We start from the raw sequence: 19,284 nt of genomic DNA, 5'->3' as shown, positions 1-19,284 counted from the left end.
TACGGCTGATGGTATACTTTTTTTATAGTTTATAAAAAACCTATTTATGAGGGGGATTTTTTAATGGCAATTGTACATGCAACTGATCAAAACTTTGCAACTGAAACTGGACAAGGCGTTGTATTAACGGATTTTTGGGCTCCATGGTGTGGACCTTGCAAAATGATTGCGCCTGTGTTAGAGGATTTAGCTGCTGACCTAGGGGAAAAGGTAAAAATTGTTAAAATTGATGTAGATGAGAATCCAGAAACAGCAGCAAAATTTGGTGTTATGAGTATCCCAACATTACTCGTATTTAAAAATGGGGAAGTTGTAGACCAAGTTGTTGGGTTCCAACCGAAGGAAGCGCTTGTTGCGTTATTAGAAAAGCACATTTAATTTACTATGTGATGTATTTTTTTGAATGCAATCTAATTTAGTTAAAATAGCCCAGATTTTTCTGGGCTTATTTTTTTTATGAGAAAATACTATAATGAAAAGGAACGTAAAAATGGGAGGTGGTTGCATTGTACAATCATTTAAAAGAAAAGCTTGGGCTGCTTCCCGACCAACCAGGCTGTTACTTAATGAAGGATCGGAACGGGACGATTATTTATGTCGGTAAAGCGAAGGTCCTAAAAAATCGTGTTAGATCTTATTTTACCGGATCCCATGATGGGAAAACACAGAGGTTAGTCTCTGAAATAACAGATTTTGAATATATCGTGACGTCATCCGATTTAGAAGCATTAATCTTAGAAATGAACTTAATAAAAAAATATGATCCGAAGTATAATGTCATGCTCAAGGATGATAAGAGCTATCCTTATATAAAAATAACCGCGGACAAGCATCCTCGACTAATTACAACGCGAAATGTGAAAAAGGACAAAGGGAAGTACTTTGGACCATACGCAAACGTTCAAGCTGCAAATGAAACGAAAAAGCTGTTGGATCGCCTTTATCCATTACGAAAATGTTCTACAATTCCTGACCGTGTATGTCTCTATTATCATATGAATCAATGTTTAGCCCCTTGTGTAAATGATGTCGACGTATCGGAAAACAAAAAAATAGTGGATGAAATAGTGAAATTTTTAAACGGTGGGTATCAGGAGATTAAAAAAGAGCTTAATGAAAAAATGTATAGGGCATCAGAGCAATTAGATTTCGAACGAGCAAAGGAATATAGAGATCAAATCGCCCATATTGAAATCGTCATGGAAAAACAAAAAATGAATTTGAATGAATTAACTGATCGAGATGTATTTGGGTATACGTATGATAAAGGCTGGATGTGTGTTCAAGTGTTTTTTGTTCGTCAAGGTAAGCTGATTGAGCGCGAAGTTTCATTTTTTCCTTTTTATAATGAGCCTGAGGAGGATTTCTTAACGTTTTTGGGCCAATTTTACTTAAAATCAAACAATATTAAACCAAAGGAAATCTTTTTACCAGAGGAAGTTAACGGGAACTATGCGGAGAAGCTAGTTGAAGTGAAAGTTGTGCAACCAAAGATAGGGAAGAAAAAGGAGTTAGTAAATTTAGCGAAAAAGAATGCGAAAATTGCTTTAAAGGAAAAATTTGCACTCATTGAGCGCGATGAAGAAAGAACAATAAAAGCAGTGGAAAATCTAGGGATAAAATTAGGTCTTGGAACACTCCACCGAATTGAGGCATTTGATAATTCTAATATTCAAGGCACGGACCCAGTATCGGCAATGATTGTTTTTGTTGACGGTAAACCGGAAAAAAAAGAATACAGAAAATATAAAATTAAAGGTGTAGATGGTCCGGATGACTATGCATCAATGCGTGAGGTAACAAGAAGAAGGTATACGAGACTGTTAAAGGAAAATTTACCACTACCAGATTTAATTATTATTGATGGTGGGAAGGGTCATATTCAAACTGTAAAGGATGTATTGGAAAATGAATTAGGATTAGATCTTCCAATTTGTGGTCTTGCAAAAGATGAAAAACATCGCACATCTGAACTATTGTTTGGGGACCCGCCTCAGCTTGTGAAGCTTCCCCGGAATAGCCAAGAGTTTTATTTATTACAAAGAATTCAGGATGAAGTGCACCGCTTTGCCATTACATTTCATCGTCAGCTTCGAGGTAAATCTGTATTCAACTCAGTGCTAGATGAAATACCGGGCGTAGGAGAGCAACGTAAAAAAAGACTGTTGAAGCATTTTGGCTCTGTTAAGAAATTAAGGGAGGCGAGTGTTGAGGAGTTATCATCTCTTCGCATACCGACGAATGTTGCCGAAACTATTTTACGGTTTTTAGAGGTGTCAGAGGAGTAATTTCACTGACACCTTTTTATAATATTGAAAGAACCATTTTTTATCAATTAATCCCACTTCACAGTAATAATAACCTCAGAAGTCTTTTTCTTTTGTTCTTCCATAGCTTCTGCTTCATGGCCAAAAGCATTTCTTATCTGTTCAGCTAAAAAACCAGCTTCAATATGAAATGAGATTTCACCTTCACGTTGCAGACGATTATGAATCCAATCACTTTTTAAGCTGAAAATCATTTCACCTTTACGTTCTTTAATTATTTCTAAATTTCCCCATCCTGACTTTTTGTAAAAAGAGATAATTTCATCTAGTGATTGAAGTGGCATTTGGCGAGCAAGATTTTTTCCACTCCAATAAAGAATGGAACTATAATCCTTCCCCAAAAGATCTTTTAATAATGCTTCACGAATTAATTCATATCCAAACGCTGGAATCGTTAGATGTGAAAGCGTCTCATTATAGTCTTCCTTTTGTTTTTTAGTAAACAAATAAATCCCCTCTTTCTATAAACTTATTATTATCTTTTTCATTTTCATTAGCAACTATCAGTTCGTTAAAATTTATTAGCGACGTTGTTCGCTTAGAAGTATCTTCCTAAATATGTGTAATAAAATGAATTTTTCGAATGTTTATAGCCGGGCGTTCTTGACTGACCTTGTCGATGAGAGTAAAATGGACATGTCACAGATTATTCAAAGAAGCGTCACATTTGATGCTTCTTTGCATGTTTTTTACATATAGGGAGGTAGGATGCTATCGTTCTATTAAATCCAATTTATTCAAAAATAAGTAAAGGAAACTAAAGGGGGGGCAAAAATGGCAAAAGATCGTGAATTTTTAAATCGAAGACTTCATTCGTTATTGGGCGTAATCCCAGTAGGAGTATTTTTACTCAATCATCTTGTTGTTAATAATTTTGCGACTCGTGGCGCAGAGTCATTTAATGCTGCAGTAAATTTTATGGGGAATTTACCATTTCTGTTTTTACTAGAATTAATTGTTATCTTTCTTCCATTAGTTTATCATGCAGTTTACGGCCTTTATATTGCTTATACGGCGAAAAATAATGTGAGTAGATTTGGATTTTTTAGAAACTGGATGTTCTTACTACAGCGCTATACTGGAGTTATTACATTAATATTTATTGTGTGGCATGTTTGGGAAACGCGTGTTGCTGCTCTATTTGGTCAGCATGTTGACTTTAACATGATGGCTACTATTTTTAGCAATCCAGCAATGATGGTATTTTACATTGTTGGTGTGATTTCAGCATCATTCCATTTAGCAAATGGAATTTGGTCTTTCCTTGTTAGCTGGGGCATTACAATAACTCCTCGCTCTCAACAGATTTCATCATATGTGACAATGGCCTTATTTGTGGTGTTATCAATTGGCTTTGTAAGAATTATTTTTGCATTTATGGATCCACAATTAGCCAACATGTAATTTCATTGTTTTATTAACTTCGAATAAAACAAATTATTTAAAATTGGGGAGTGAGTTATTTTGAGTAATGTTAATCTTGTTATAGTCGGTGGCGGCTTAGCTGGTTTAATGGCTACGATTAAAGCTGCTGAGGCTGGCGTTCATGTTGATTTATTATCATTAGTTCCTGTTAAGCGTTCTCACTCTGTATGTGCTCAGGGTGGAATAAACGGGGCTGTTAATACAAAAGGTGAAGGGGACTCACCTTGGATACATTTTGATGATACTGTTTATGGTGGGGACTTCCTTGCTGATCAACCACCAGTTAAAGCGATGTGTGAAGCTGCACCTGGTATTATTCATTTATTTGATCGAATGGGTGTTATGTTTAACCGTACACCGGAAGGATTATTAGACTTCCGTCGTTTTGGTGGTACACAACACCATCGTACAGCCTTCGCTGGTGCTACTACTGGTCAACAATTATTATATGCACTTGACGAGCAGGTACGCCGTCATGAAGTTGCAGGTCTTGTAACGAAGTATGAAGGTTGGGACTTGCTGTCATTAATCCTTGATGATGACAATGAATGTCGCGGTGTAGTTGCCCAAGACATGAAAACACATGAAATCAAAGCGTTTAAGAGTGATGCAGTCATTCTTGCTACCGGTGGACCAGGGATCATCTTTGGTAGAACAACAAACTCTGTTATTAATACGGGTTCTGCTGCTGCAGCCGCTTACGAACAAGGTGTTATTTATGCAAACGGTGAGATGATTCAAATTCATCCGACTGCAATACCTGGCGATGATAAAAATCGCTTAATGAGTGAATCTGCTCGTGGTGAAGGTGGACGTGTTTGGACATATAAGGACGGTAAACCATGGTATTTCCTTGAAGAGAAATATCCTGCTTATGGAAACCTTGTACCTCGTGATATTGCGACACGCGAAATATTCGATGTGTGTGTAAATCAAAAGCTTGGTATTAATGGTGAGAATAAAGTATACCTTGACCTTTCGCATAAAGATCCACATGAGTTGGATGTAAAACTTGGTGGAATTATTGAAATTTATGAGAAATTTACTGGTGACGATCCACGTAAGATACCAATGCAGATCTTCCCAGCTGTTCACTATTCAATGGGCGGCATGTGGGTTGATTATGATCAAATGACAAATATTCCTGGATTATTCGCTGCAGGTGAATGTGACTTCTCGCAACATGGAGCAAACCGCTTAGGTGCTAACTCTTTATTGTCAGCAGTTTATGGTGGTAGTGTTGCAGGTCCAAATGCAGTTCGTTTTGCGAAAAACCGTGCAAAAGCAACTGATGCTATTACTGAATCTGTGTTTGAACGACAAGTAAAGGTTGAAGAAGAGAAGTTTAGCAATTTATCTGCGATGAATGGTACAGAAAATGCGTATGTGATTCATAAAGAGCTTGGTGAGTGGATGACAGACAATGTGACTGTAGTTCGTTATAATGACAAGCTTCTTAAGACAGATGAAAAAATTCAAGAGCTACAGGAGCGCTGGAATAACATTAATATTAATGATACAGCTAAGTGGAGTAACCAAGGTGTTATGTTTACACGTCAGTTAAAAGGAATGTTGAATCTTGCTCGTGTCATTACACTTGGTGCGTATCATCGTAATGAAAGCCGTGGTGCTCACTACAAGCCAGATTATCCAGATCGTAATGACCAAGACTTCTTGAAGCACACGCTCGCAACTTACAATGCCGAAACGAATTCACCTGAATTCTCTTATAAAGAGGTTGATGTTTCGTTAATTGCGCCACGTAAGCGTGATTACTCTAAAAAGAAAGATGAGACGAACAAGGAGGCAGCTAAATCATGAGTGAGAAAATGATCCGATTTATTATAACACGACAAGATTCACCAGAATCTGCCTCTTACCAAGAGGAATATGATGTTCCATATCGCCCTAATATGAACGTTATTTCTGCGCTAATGGAAATCCGCCGAAATCCAGTTAATGTAAAAGGGGAAAAAACGGCACCAATTACATGGGACATGAACTGTTTAGAAGAGGTTTGTGGTGCATGTTCAATGATTGTCAACGGGAAACCGCGTCAATCATGTACAGCGTTAATTGATCAGCTAGAGCAACCAATTCGTTTAGAGCCAATGCGGACATTCCCTGTCGTTCGTGACTTGCAAATTGATCGCAGTCGTATGTTCGATGCGTTGAAGAAAGTTAAGGCTTGGATTCCAATTGATGGAACGTATGACCTTGGACCTGGTCCAAGAATGCCTGAGAAAAAGCGACAATGGGCATATGAGTTATCAAAATGTATGACTTGCGGCGTTTGTTTAGAGGCATGTCCGAACGTAAATGAAAAGTCTGATTTTATTGGACCGCAGCCACTTTCACAGGTTCGACTGTTTAATGCTCATCCAACAGGTGATATGAATAAAGAAGAACGTTTAGAAGCAATCATGGGTGATGGCGGGTTAGCAAACTGCGGGAACTCGCAAAACTGTGTACAATCATGTCCAAAAGGGATTCCATTAACAACATCGATTGCTGCATTAAATAGAGATACAGCTATTCAAATGTTTAAAAACTTCTTCGGAAGTGATAAATAAATAGATTAGCATATTTGGACAAGGTCTCTTCCTAGAGGAGACCTTTTTTTAATATTCGATATTTGGGGGGATTATGAATGAGTCGAATTTCGTATATTGAGGATCAAGTAAGCTGGGAAGAAGAATTTTCTTTTTTCTGTCCTGTAAAGGTTCGATTTTCAGAGACTGATATGTTTGGTCACCTAAACAATACGATACCGTTTATTTATTTCGAACAAGCGAGAATTGAATTTTTTCGGGATTTAGGGTTTATGGATGAATGGATTAAACCTTCAAGTGAAAATATGATTGTTGTGGCAGACTTACAATGTGACTTTTTGAAACAAGTGTATTTTAATGAACAATTGCGGATCTATGTAAAGGCTGGGAAAATTGGAAACTCTTCAGTAGACATTCACTATATGGGTAAAAATGAAAAGGATACAACTTGTTTTGTTGGACGGGGAAGCATTGTGCAAATTTCAAAGAAAACTGGGAAAGCAGCACCGTGGTCTGCTGAATGGAAAGAAATTTTAGAGAATAAATTAAGAGAAAGCCGGTAGAAATTTTACCGGCTTTCAGTATTAAAGCACCATTCGTTTGAATTTACTCATAGAGTACTACTAATCTACATTTCTTTTATGCTGTTGATTTAACAAGTTTTTGTCTTACTTCAACTGGACCTTTTTGAATAATTCCTAGCGGCTTACCTAATGGTAATACCTCTCTCCCGAAGAAGTTGTTTAAGAATACAGCCCCCGCGGCATAAAACCCGATTAATGAAATTGAAAATTCAGAGTAAGCAGCTAACATTGAAAATAACTCTTTATTTATTCCTAGTGTTGCCATGCCAAGCGAAAATAATAAAATATTTATAAGTACCAAAATTGCAGCGAATGCTTTGTTTGCTTCAAAGGCAGCAACCATAATGAATAATGAAAATATAAAATAACCAAAAAATCCGAATGCAAGCTGTCGAGGATCAGCTGCTGCACTTAGTTCGCCAAACCACCCTAAAGCTATAGCCCAATGGCCAGCTACTCCAAGCCAAAAAAGACCATATGCACCTAAAACAACGGCTCCAAAATAATTGTTTTTCTTAAAATCAATTGTTGATGCCCATATTTGTGCAATTGCTCCTAGAAATATTGCCCATGGAAGAATATACTCTGTCCCTGTTGTCCATCCCATTTTTTGTGAGGCTGCCACAAAAGTAACCATTGAAAGCCCAAATACTCCTAATGCTGTAGGATCTGACATTACAATCTTTGTTTCAGTACCCACTGTTTCTGATCTAACCATGTTCTAATCTCCCTCCAATATTGAATCGTGTTATATATCACGGCTACATTATACCCGAGGGAGTTATATAACACCTTATAATATATTGCTAAATCCATATAAAATTATGTCTAGTATAATAATTACGACGAAACGATGACACAAAAATGAAAGCGAATTATAAATAAATAGCGTAACAACAAACAACCTTTATCAAAAGGACAAAAAAAATAAACTATATTGATAAAATTATGCTATGGCTATAATTGCATTTTAATTTGCCAAATAAAAAAGCAGCAAGGAAAATATTCCATGTCTGCCTTTGACTGTATATTTATTCATTAACAGTAATGATGTGCTCTTCTCGATATTCACTAGGGGACTGTCCAACATGCTTTTTGAAAATTGAACTAAAGTAATTTGGTGTGTTAAACCCAACTTGCGCAGCAATTGATTCGATTGTGTCATTCGTATTGGCAAGAAGCCACTTTGCGCGCTTAATTCTAATATTTGTTACATACTCAACAAACGATACACCTAGTTCCTTTTTAAAGAGGCGACTAAAATACGTATGACTCAAATGAACTTTATTCGCAACTTTTTTAATTGATAAATCCTCGTGATAATAATTTGAAATGAACTCTATGCATTTCTGTAAATTTTGATCCTTTGTCAATTCCTCGTAGAAGTTAAGTAAACTGCCTTCGCTAAGCGATTGGCCAAGTGCTTTACGTGCTTCACGATAAGGTTGATACAAATTCAACGGATCATTGTAAACAGATCCAACACCAACATGGAGCGTAATTCCATATTCCTTTTGGACTTCATCTATTAATTTTAATAAATAATAACGAATTTGATCCCACTCGCGGATTGATTTATAAACATACGGAATATGAAATAATACAGCGAGGTACCGTCTAAATGAAACGTAGTAAACATCCTTAACCCAATGGGAAAGGTGGTTTTTAATGACTGAGCGAACGTGAGACCGTAAAACACGTCTGCCTTCCTCGTTTTCAATAAAATCTGTTCCTTCTGATGTACCTTGAACAAGACAAACGATATTTGGAAGCTCATCCATTTTAGCAAATGATTTATACTGCTCTAATTCCTCATTAGTTTTTATTTCACCATATAGTAAACGTCGTAAAAACATCTCTCGAACAATTGGTAAGTCTGCTAAATCTTCAACGGAGGTTTTGACTGCATTAACAAAAGCGTTTTTTCTAATAGGTGTTAACAATAGTGCATGTGCGTTAAAGTTTACAGCAATAGGTGCAGTTTTTAAGTAAGCTTCATCCATCATGACAATTAGTTTACTTTGTAAATGCTTTTTACGTAAACGATTAATAATGACCCAGTCAAAAAAGGAATTAATTTGGGCAACGATAATATCGATTTGAATATTTCGTTGATCATCTCCTTGGATAATATTGCATGGAACATTTAGCGCTTCTTTCACCCAATCAGAAATCTTTTCGTATGCGCCAGCATCTAATCCGACCAACTTTACGTTATACATACAACGTCCTCCCCAATAAATTACACGACTTTTTATAAAATATTTAAAAATTTTTAAGATTCATTTTTTAGATTTATTATACTATATTTTTACTACAATAAGTTACAGGGTTTTGCATAAAGTTACAAATATTTCACAATTTCATTATGTCACAGAGTAGGTGGAACTTTCATATGATATCGTGACTAAATATATTCCCTTCAAAATCCGCAGTTCATGCCCTAGTAAGGAGGGAAAAACTGATTGAAGGAAAACAACTACCAACCGAAGCCACTACTAACGAAGAGAGAAAAAGAAGTATTTGAATTGTTAGTACAGGACAAAACAACAAAAGAAATTGCTGAGGAACTTTTTATCAGTGAAAAAACAGTTCGCAATCACATTTCGAATACAATGTGGTTTGAAACACAAAATAATAAAGTGATCAAGAAGCCTTCAGATACAACGACTGTGGGCTTTTTTTTGATGGTTTGTACACGTTAGCTAAAACGGGTTATTAAGTGAAATAAACTTAAACACTTTTTTATATTAAAAGCTTCGGTTTACCTTTTATCATTTTCATGATGAACGTATCATTGTAAATGAGGTTTTCTCTGTAAATAAATATTTAAAATATTGAATAGCATAAAGAAATTAAAATGGTAATATTTTTTCCAATGAATATTTCCAAAATTCGAGAGAAAAAGTAAGTACAAAGGCAAATATTGAGAAATTTGTAAAAAAAGAGGATAATTGATTTAAATAAAGTATAAATAATAGATGAGAAGTCGAAAAGTGATAGGGTGAGCTTAATTGGCAAATGTCAGGAAAATATATACGCAGAATGAGCAATTGCTTTTGTATTCGCAAGTTGAGGGTATATGTCCACTTTGTACTAAACCTCTTTATTATGAAAAAATTGGGAAGATATATAAAAAGTTCGAGTTGGCTCATATCTATCCATTAAATCCCAATTCTAGTGAAGAATTACTTTTAAAGACTGAAAAGAAACTTAGCATAGATGTGAATAGTCTTGATAACATTATTCCTTTATGTCTAGATTGTCATGAAAAGTTTGATAAACCACGAACTGTTGAAGAGTATCGTAAATTATTCCAGATAAAGGAATCCTTGATAAAGAAAAGCAATATTATGAATTCATATTCCTTATTTAATATTGAAGAAGAAATTAGAGAAGTACTATATAGATTAGATTTAGATACTGGGGAATTAATTAGATTAGAATATTCAGCCTTAAAAGTCGATGAAAAGTCAGATGTTTCTCTTCCACCATTGCTAAAAAAACAAATAAAAAATGATATTATTGAATACTTCAATTTTATTAAAGATATATTTAAAGAGATTGATAAGGAAACGCCAGATAAGTTTAATACCTTAGCAATGCAAATCAAAGGATTTTACTTCAAGTGTAAACAAACAACTCGAAATCAAGAAGAGATTTTTAGGAGTATTGTAGATTGGATTCATAATAAAACTGGAAAATATTCTTTAAGAGCTTGTGAAATTATAGCTTCCTTTTTTATACAGGATTGCGAGGTGTTTTCATGATAATTCCAAATAAAATTACGCCATTTAAAGAAAGTATAATAAGTAAAATTCCATACGTACTAAATGTACTTCAACAGCAAAATGAAAATCCAGTTGATTTGTGGGAAAAAGTACAAAGTCACTTTGAAGATATAAATGAGTTTATTTTAACTTTAGATGTCGCTTTTGTTCTCAGTGCTTTAGAGTATCTTGAAGATAGTGAGGAATTAATTTATGTTATATAAAATATTTTGCGATAAATTTAGAGAACCATTATTGACATTTAAGGATGGTCTAAATGTCGTTGTTGGCGATTCGATAGCTTCCAATTCTATAGGGAAATCTACAATATTAATGATAATTGATTTTGTCTTTGGAGGTGATACTTACATTACTGCTAATAAAGATGCAATTGAAGAACTAGGTCAACATGAATTTAGGTTTTCTTTTTTGTTTGAGAAGGAATACTTTTTCAGCAGGAATACTAAGGACTATAAATTTACAAATATATGCGATAGTGACTACAATGTTAGTAAAGTAATTAAAACAGATGAATTTACAGCTTTTCTAAAAGAAAAATATGATATTACTCTTCCCGATTTAAGTTTTAGAAACATTATTGGAAGATATTCTAGAGTATATGGAAAAGAAAACCTAAATGAAAAAAAGCCACTACAATACTTTGAAAAAGAAACAAAGAAGGCTTCATTACTGGCGTTAATTAAACTTTTTGGCAAATATAAAATAATTAAGGATTACGAAGATCAAATTAATAGATTAACTGATGAAAAAAGCACTCTGTTAAAAGCAGTTAAAAACGAGTTTATCCCTAAAATGACAAAGGCTATTTTTGATAAAAATGAAAAAAGAATTTTTGAACTAAAAAATGAACTAGAAAGGATGAAGAAAGAAATTATAGGAGCTTCAGCAGATATCGAAGCATTGCTTACCAAAGAAATTTTAGAGCTAAGTACTGTTAAAAGTCAATTACTCCGTCAAAAAAGTATCTTTGATTCTAAACTGAGAAGAACTCAAAGTAATATTTCAAATGAAAGATTAAAGATTGATACAGAGCTATCAAGATTGATTGAAATATTCCCTAATATGGATATTGAAAGAATTAAAGAAGTTGATGAATTTCATAATTCAATAAGTAAAATCCTGAAGGAAGAGCTCCAAAAATCCGAAAGAGAGCTAAATAAGCAAATTAAAACTATTGTTGCAGATATAACAAGTATCGATGAAAAGATTGCAGAAAAGTTGAATATTAAAAATAGTCCACAGTATGCATTAGATAGAGTAGTCGATATCTCAGCGAAGATTCAAGAATTAAACAATGAAAACAGTTATTACACAAAGAGAAAGAATATAGAGAATAATTTAACTTCAGCAAAAGGTGATTTAGAAGAAATAAAAATTGATATATACGCTGATATTTCAAGTCAAATTAACACAAAAATGAATGAATTAAACAAGCAAATTTATAAAGACAATCGTAGAGCACCATCATTCAGTATAAATGGTAATAACTATGTTTTTTCAACTTTTGGGGATACTGGAACAGGCACTGCATATGCAAACTTAATAACATTTGATTTGAGTTTATTAGATTTGACTGATTTACCTGCTTTAATCCATGACTTACCACTACTTAAAAATATTGAAAACGAGGCAACCGAAAACATAATCATGTTATATGATTCTTATGTTAAACAGATTTTTATTGCAATTGATAAAATACACACTTACAATGAGGAAACCGTTAAAATAATTGAAAAGAATAGATTCCTTAATTTATCAAAAGATAAAACTCTTTTTATCCTAAATTGGAAAAATAAGGGCGTTAACTAATGTTAATAGCAAAGATTTATATGGATTAATAATATTAAATTTAATAAATTCAATGGGTCAAGATAATTTGTAAAAGTAGTGGTTAATAATGAACTCTAAAGCATTTATATTCGTGATTAGTAAAAACCTATAACCCTCACTTACTATCGTTACTGAAGCGTATCTCAACTGATTTGAAAAGTGGAGTTTGGGTGGACAACCCAATTTGTAGTGGGGTAATTTGAAGTAAAAGTTCTAATGATTGGGAGGATAAGATTCTTGAAATCCGTTGAAATAAAGAGGGCGATTCGTGATTTTAAACAAATTGCTAACGATTATTTACAATCTCATTATGATTCACATCAAAATAATTTGTCCCGATTTTTTGCATTTATTTATGAAAACGAAGTGATCAAGCAAATTACTGAACCTTTAATGAATATGAAAGTTGATATTGACAACCTTTTTGTGACATCAAATGGTTATTGGATACGTCATGCGAATTTACCGATAGATAAGAATGAAAGAATTGCTACAGTGCTTCAACTTATGGAAATGGAGAATAAAAGGAAAATTTCATTTGAAAATATAAGTTCTAGAATGAACCCACGTGAGAAGAGCCTTCCACGATTGCTAGCTATTTTTAATCAAGGTATTATTGCCCCTGTTATTAGAGACTTATTTGTTAAATTAGATGATTTTATTGAAGACGAAATAGAAAGCAATGATGATGTTTCTTCAAGCGTTTTAAATATTTTCTATGGTAATGTAACTGCTCAACAAGGTGCTAATTTTACAGTTGGTCAACATGTTACCCAAAAAACAAATATAGAGAAAATATCGTCTGAACAACATAATATTAATAGGCAGAGGTTAGGATTTGAATCACAAGGTAGTAAGTATGCGAATCATGAAGTTAATGATAGGAAAATATTTATTAGCCATTCAACAGAGGATAAATTAATAGTGGAACCGCTTATAGACCTATTGGAAGGTTTAGGATTAAGAAGTGATTCTATTTTTTGTTCTTCCTTTGAAGGTTATAAGATTCCTTATGGTGAGGACTTCCTAGGTTTTATAAAAAAAGAATTGAGTGAAAATACCATTGTTCTATTTTTACTCTCGGAAAACTTTTACAATAGTCCAATTTGTATGTGTGAAATGGGAGCAACTTGGATAAAATCAGCAAAACATTTCCCAATCTTAATTCCACCGCTTACTTATGCAAACATGAAAGGTGTTATTTCTTCTCAAACCCAATCACTAGTTATTAATAAATCTAATGAACTTGATGGATTTATCACACAACTTTTTGGAGAACTTGATTTATCTTTAAAAATAGAAATTTGGAACCGTAAGAAAGAACAATTTTTATTGCGTATAAATGAACTACTAAATACTTGTACCTAATAATTAATTATTGGAAGTAATAACAGGATTACTAACAGTAAGAAATTACAATAATCGTAGAACAAGCAAAAGGCGAAAAAAGACCTATACTTGTTAGCTGAAATGGACGTGAACCAAAGTATGGCATTCGTGTTTGAATCCTAATCACGATAAATGGGAAAAGGTGTTAGGTAGAATCTAATAGTGCTATTCAAAAATAAAATATCCAATAAAGAGCGCTAGCAAATTAATATTGTTAGCGCTCTTTATGTTTAGATTGCATTTGAAAATAAGTACAGACCTTTTGGTAAATTTTAAAAGGAATATTGTACATAATGCTAAATAGGTAAATAAAAAGATGCTTCTAATTCCATGAGTTAACCTCTTCGTTAAGGGTGAGAAAAAAATGAATGAAGAAATTAGAGAAAAAAGCTGTCTTTGACCGTCAAAAATACAATGTGTTCTGAAAAGCATTATTAGATATGGATGCTCTCCTGTAATTTACTAATACTTTTTTAATGAACTCATGTTAAAATATTACAGAAAAGCACGAAAAGTTTTTTGAACTGAAGTTGTTTTTCAAATGTAATTGGGGAAGTAAAATATTAGGTATTAGCATAATTGATATAGTGTTTTAGTAGAGTGGTTTGGAGGGATTTAGAATATGGAAGAAAAGATAGATTATCAAGTGGTAAGCAATGCATTTGATAAGATTATACATGATTTTGAACGTGAAGACATGTCTCAGCGTGATCGAGGAACACTTTTTGAGTTATTAGTTACAGCATATTTAAAAAAAGAGCCAATGTATGCACGTCTATTTGATGAGGTATGGATGTTAAAAGATGTTCCTGAAGAATATGGTATTCCTAAGAAGGATACGGGGGTAGATCTAGTTGCAAGAAATAGGGAAACTGGTGAATTAGTTGCTATCCAATGTAAGTATTATGCGAAGGAAACGACAATACAGAAGTCCCATATTGATTCTTTCTTAAACGAAGTAGGAAAGAGTTATTATGGTGAAGGAATTATTGTAACTTCAACGGATAAGTGGAGTAGTAATGCGGATGATGCTTTATTATATCGTGATAAAAACATTGCTCGTATTGGGTTATCTCAATTACGAGATAGCGAGATTGATTGGTCACAGTTTTCCTTTGATAAACCACATACAATTAAATTAAAGTCCCCTAAGCAACCACGAAGCCATCAGATTCCAGCGATTGAAGCAGTAGTTAATGGATTTGAGACAGCTGACCGAGGGAAGTTGATTATGGCTCCTGGTACGGGGAAAACCTATACTTCTATGGTGATTGCTGAGAAGATGGCAGAGAAGAAAGATGGTACATTTAGGGTATTGTATTTTGTTCCTAGTATTCAGTTGCTTTCTCAATCTTTGAGAGGTTGGACTGCTGATTCTAACTATCGAGAAAATATGGATACTTTTGCTGTATGTTCTGATAGAAAAGTTACGAAGAAGGTAAAAGGTGAAAATGAGTTTGAGGATATTGCAGCAGCAGACTTGGGTTATCCTGCAACTACAGATTATCAAAAATTATTGCAACGTCAGAAAGATATTGACACAGCTGATAGTCAAAGCAAGTTCTTAGTGGTATTTTCAACGTATCAGTCGATTGATGTAATCATTGAGGCTCAGAAGAAAGGCTTCTATGAATTTGATTTGGTTATCTGTGATGAAGCACACCGTACAACTGGTGCTACAGAAACAGGCAAAGAAGCTAGTGCTTTTGTTAAAGTTCATAGCAATAACAATATTAAGGCTAAGAAACGTTTGTATCAAACTGCAACTCCTCGTATTTATGGTGAAGATGCAAAGCAGAAAGCGGATGAAATGTCAGTTGTTATTGCTGATATGAATGATAAAGATATTTATGGTGAAGAGTTTTACCGTATTGGCTTTGGTGATGCAGTAAATAAGGGAATTTTAACTGACTATAAGGTAATGGTTCTTGCTGTTGATGAAGAGGTAATTGCACGTCGTTTTCAAACACTGTTGGCGAATAAACGAGACACGGAACTTGAATTTGATGATGTAACTAAGATTATTGGTTGTTGGAATGGGTTAATTAAACGTAGGAGTAATTCTAATGTGATTTCAGCCAATCCTATGAAACGTGCGATTGCTTTTGCTGGAACAATTCGGGAATCTAAATTGATTAAAGAAATGTTTACGGAAGTTGTAGATATGTATATTAATGGGTCAGGCGACCAAGCAGAACCAGTTCGAGTTGAAATAGATCATGCTGATGGTTCAATGAATGCGTTGCAGAAAAATGAGAAAATTTCTTGGTTAAAAGCGGAAGTTCCACCAAGCACATGTCGTATCCTTTCTAATGCCCGATTCCTTACAGAAGGTGTAGACGTGCCTGATTTGGACGCTGTAATGTTCTTAAAACCTCGTAAATCACGGATAGATATTGCACAGGCTGTTGGGCGTGTAATGAGGAAAGCGGAAGGGAAAGATTATGGTTATGTTATTCTTCCCATTGGTATTCCAGCTGGTATTGATGAAAATACGGCTTTAGATAAGAATGAGAAATATCAAGTAGTTTGGGATGTTCTTAATGCTTTACGTTCGCTAGATGAACGCTTTGATGCAACCATCAATAAATTGGAATTGAATAAGAAGAAACCTGAACAGTTACAAGTTATTGGAGTTGGTTCTGCGCCTAATGAAAGCGAAGGTGGATTTACTATTGCTGAACCAGTAACAGAACAGCTGGCTCTTGGTCTTGATGAAGCGGAATTTTCGGACATTGAACGTGCGATATATGGGAAAATTGTAAAGAAAGTTGGAAATGTACGCTATTGGGAAGATTGGTCGAAAGACGTTGCTGAAATTGCTCAACAGCACAAGATGCGTATTCGTGTGATGTTGGAAGATAGGAATAGTGAGGCATATAAGGCATTCCAAAAATTCATTTCAGGACTACGTCATAACATTAATGGCGCTATTTCTGACCAACAAGCGATTGAAATGTTGGCACAACACTTAATTACAAAACCAGTATTTGAAGCGTTGTTTGATTCTTACAGTTTTGCGAATGATAACCCTGTATCAAGAGCTATGGATGCTGTGTTAAAGATTATGGATGATCAGGGGCTCGTGAAAGAACAAGAACGCTTAAAAGATTTCTATGATAGTGTACGGGTTCGTGCACAGGGAATCGATAATCTTAAAGCAAAACAGGACATTATCATCCAGTTGTACGATAAGTTCTTTAAAGTTGGGTTTAAAGAAACAACTGAACGATTGGGAATTGTGTTTACACCTGTTGAAGTAGTAGATTTTATTATTCACTCGGTTAATGATGCGTTGAAGAAATACTTTGGCAAATCGATTAGTGATGAAGGAGTTCATATTTTAGATCCATTTACAGGTACAGGTACATTTATCGTTCGGTTGTTGCAAAGTGGTTTGATTTCTAAAAAAGATTTGTTGCGTAAGTATACGCAGGAACTTCACTCGAATGAGATTGTACTTTTGAGCTACTACATTGCAGCTATCAATATTGAAGAAACTTTCCATTCCATAATGGAAAGTGACTACAAGCCGTTTGAGGGAATTGTTTTAACCGATACGTTTGAAAGCACTGAGAAAGTGGATTCTTTCGAGGACGAGCTGTTTGGTGAAAATAATGAACGACTTGAAAAGCAACTAAGAGAGCCTATTTTTGCAATAATTGGCAATCCACCATATAACGTAGGACAAACAGATGGTAATGATAATGCTGAGAGCGTAAAGTATCCTCGATTAGACCAAGCGATAAATGAAACTTATGCAAAGGATTCTAAAGGTGGCAATAAGAAATTATTGTACGATTCATATATACGTGCTTTTAGATGGGCTTCTGACAGAATAGGTGATAAAGGCGTGATTGGCTTTGTAACTAATGGTTCGTTTATTGATAGTTCAAGTACGGATAGCCTTCGTAAGTCTTGGTATGATGAATTTAATCACATTTATGTTTTTAATCTCCGTGGTGACCAGCGTACTCAAGGGGAAACCTCCCGAAGAGAAGGTGGAAAGATTTTTGGTTCAGGTAGTAGAACACCTATTGCAATAACATTATTAGTAAAAGATGGTTCAGGTAATCATGAACTACATTATCATGACATTGGAGAATATTTAAGTCGTGAGGAGAAACTTTCAATAATTGAACAAAGTGTTTCTATTGAAGGGATTAAATGGAATAATATTGTTCCTGATAAGAACAATGATTGGATCAATCAACGAGATGCAAGATATCAAGATTTCTATCCAACTTTTGATGATAAAGGAAAAGGAATTTTTCTTGAGAAGAACCCAGGGGTTAAAACTCACAGGGACAGTTGGGTATATAATTACTCTAAAGATAATGTTGAAAAAAATGCCAAATTTATGATTGATAATTTAAATTCTGAAATTGAACGGTTAAAAAGTATAGCTGATATGAACAAAAGGTATGATAAAGCTAACAAGAATGATAATTTTATTAAATGGAGTGATGGACTGAAGCGTTATTTGCAACGTGGTGAAAAAGTCAGTTATAGTAAAAGTGCTGTTCGAAGTTTGTATCGTCCATTTACAAAAAAGTGGCTTTACTACAATGATGCTGTTGTAGAAATGACTCGCAGATACAAAGAAAAACTGGGGGAAAATAATCTAATAATTTATATTACAGGAAATGGTGCTAAACGTGAATTTTCTGCAATAATACTGGATTCAATACCATGCTTTGACTTAATGGAAAAAGGACAAGGGTTTTTATTTGATAACTTTGAAACTAAATCAGAAATGTTTGTTGATATCACGAATATTTCCGATAAATCAATTCATTATTTTGATATGTCGCAGGAGGACTTGTTTTACTATGTATATGGCGTACTTCATTCTAGTGAGTATAAACAAAGATATGCTAGTGATTTAAAGAAGGCTTTACCACGTATTCCTTTACTGAAAAACAAAGAGCAATACGTTAAGATAGGACGAAAACTAGCTGACTTACACCTAAACTATGAAACGATTGAACCATATTCAGACGTTTTGATTGAAGGTAAAAGCAGCCCTTCATACAAAATTAAGAAGATGAAACACCCTAAGAATGGCGTGTTGGACAAGATTGTGTTTAATGAGGACATTACTATTACAAATATTCCTGAAAAGGCGTATGAATACGTTGTAAATGGTCGATCAGCAATCGAATGGATAATCGACCAGTACCAAGTTAAAATAGATAAGAAGTCTGGAATAGTTGATGATCCTAATCTCTACTCTGATGAACGCTACATTTTTGATTTGCTATTACGTGTTATAAACGTTTCGATTCAAACTGTAGATTTGATAAACAGCTTACCACCGCTTGAAATTTTAGAATAATGGCAGTGATAGTACTAACTAATTTACTGAATCCTTATTATTTTATAT

Annotated in this window: 15 protein-coding genes; 12 read left to right on the top strand and 3 right to left on the bottom strand. The window is 34.2% G+C overall.

The genetic code is table 11. The features are described from left to right. Positions 1-63: 63 nt before the first annotated feature. Together trxA and uvrC are read left to right on the top strand one after the other, a co-directional pair. Complete coding sequence (gene trxA / locus D612_RS0113680; RefSeq protein ID WP_017756050.1) at positions 64-378, top strand: thioredoxin; 315 nt, start codon at positions 64-66, stop codon at positions 376-378. A 128-nt stretch (positions 379-506) separates the two neighbouring features. Then, positions 507-2,288: an excinuclease ABC subunit UvrC gene (uvrC, locus tag D612_RS0113675; protein WP_017756049.1), complete on the top strand. Its 1,782-nt coding sequence runs from the start codon at positions 507-509 to the stop codon at positions 2,286-2,288. Between the two features lie 47 nt (positions 2,289-2,335). On the opposite strand, the gene D612_RS0113670 is transcribed toward uvrC, so the two are convergent. Then, positions 2,336-2,773: a YslB family protein gene (locus tag D612_RS0113670; protein ID WP_017756048.1), complete on the bottom strand. Its 438-nt coding sequence runs from the start codon at positions 2,771-2,773 to the stop codon at positions 2,336-2,338. Positions 2,774-3,101: 328 nt separating this feature from the next. Between D612_RS0113670 and D612_RS0113665 the strand changes: the two genes are divergently transcribed. From D612_RS0113665 to D612_RS0113650, 4 genes are all read left to right on the top strand, one after another. Further along, on the top strand, positions 3,102-3,731 hold the full coding sequence (locus D612_RS0113665) for a succinate dehydrogenase cytochrome b558 subunit (protein WP_017756047.1): 630 nt from the start codon (positions 3,102-3,104) through the stop codon (positions 3,729-3,731). 60 nt (positions 3,732-3,791) lie between these two features. Continuing rightward, complete coding sequence (gene sdhA, locus D612_RS0113660) at positions 3,792-5,573, top strand: succinate dehydrogenase flavoprotein subunit (protein ID WP_017756046.1); 1,782 nt, start codon at positions 3,792-3,794, stop codon at positions 5,571-5,573. Continuing rightward, a complete protein-coding gene (sdhB, locus tag D612_RS0113655) occupies positions 5,570-6,325 on the top strand; it encodes a succinate dehydrogenase iron-sulfur subunit (protein ID WP_017756045.1) in 756 nt (251 codons plus the stop codon). The genes sdhA and sdhB overlap by 4 nt, the downstream gene beginning before the upstream one ends. 77 nt (positions 6,326-6,402) lie before the next feature. After that, positions 6,403-6,867 (top strand): acyl-CoA thioesterase, encoded by a 465-nt coding sequence (locus tag D612_RS0113650; protein WP_017756044.1) that lies wholly within the window; start codon positions 6,403-6,405, stop codon positions 6,865-6,867. A 76-nt stretch (positions 6,868-6,943) separates the two neighbouring features. Here the strand turns inward: D612_RS0113650 and D612_RS0113645 are convergent, their stop codons facing one another. Further along, positions 6,944-7,606 (bottom strand): acetate uptake transporter, encoded by a 663-nt coding sequence (locus tag D612_RS0113645; RefSeq protein WP_017756043.1) that lies wholly within the window; start codon positions 7,604-7,606, stop codon positions 6,944-6,946. 313 nt (positions 7,607-7,919) lie between these two features. Further along, on the bottom strand, positions 7,920-9,110 hold the full coding sequence (locus D612_RS0113640; protein ID WP_017756042.1) for a helix-turn-helix transcriptional regulator: 1,191 nt from the start codon (positions 9,108-9,110) through the stop codon (positions 7,920-7,922). Positions 9,111-9,353: 243 nt separating this feature from the next. On the opposite strand from D612_RS0113640, the gene D612_RS19995 reads away from it, so the two are divergent. The 6 genes from D612_RS19995 to D612_RS0113610 all read left to right on the top strand — a co-directional run bounded on the left by D612_RS19995 (position 9,354) and on the right by D612_RS0113610 (position 19,236). Beyond that, the gene (locus D612_RS19995; RefSeq protein WP_017756041.1) at positions 9,354-9,593 is read left to right on the top strand and encodes a helix-turn-helix domain-containing protein; all 240 of its coding nucleotides are present in this window, start codon (positions 9,354-9,356) and stop codon (positions 9,591-9,593) included. Positions 9,594-9,902: 309 nt separating this feature from the next. Continuing rightward, a complete protein-coding gene (locus tag D612_RS0113630) occupies positions 9,903-10,658 on the top strand; it encodes an ABC-three component system protein (protein WP_017756040.1) in 756 nt (251 codons plus the stop codon). Next, positions 10,655-10,882: an ABC-three component system middle component 7 gene (locus tag D612_RS18390; RefSeq protein ID WP_017756039.1), complete on the top strand. Its 228-nt coding sequence runs from the start codon at positions 10,655-10,657 to the stop codon at positions 10,880-10,882. The genes D612_RS0113630 and D612_RS18390 overlap by 4 nt, the downstream gene beginning before the upstream one ends. Further along, positions 10,872-12,488: a DUF2326 domain-containing protein gene (locus tag D612_RS0113620; protein ID WP_017756038.1), complete on the top strand. Its 1,617-nt coding sequence runs from the start codon at positions 10,872-10,874 to the stop codon at positions 12,486-12,488. Before D612_RS18390 ends, D612_RS0113620 begins: the two co-directional genes overlap by 11 nt. Positions 12,489-12,746: 258 nt before the next feature. Beyond that, the gene (locus D612_RS18805; RefSeq protein ID WP_017756037.1) at positions 12,747-13,877 is read left to right on the top strand and encodes a toll/interleukin-1 receptor domain-containing protein; all 1,131 of its coding nucleotides are present in this window, start codon (positions 12,747-12,749) and stop codon (positions 13,875-13,877) included. Positions 13,878-14,520: 643 nt separating this feature from the next. Continuing rightward, positions 14,521-19,236, top strand: a complete 4,716-nt coding sequence (locus tag D612_RS0113610) for a DEAD/DEAH box helicase (protein ID WP_017756036.1) — start codon at positions 14,521-14,523, stop codon at positions 19,234-19,236. The last annotated feature ends 48 nt before the right edge of the window (positions 19,237-19,284 follow it).

Source organism: Calidifontibacillus oryziterrae (assembly GCF_000331575.1).
Taxonomy (GTDB): domain Bacteria; phylum Bacillota; class Bacilli; order Bacillales; family Bacillaceae_J; genus Calidifontibacillus_A; species Calidifontibacillus_A oryziterrae.
Note: the sequence above shows the minus strand (reverse complement) of the source record. Positions and strands in the feature narration are given on the sequence as shown.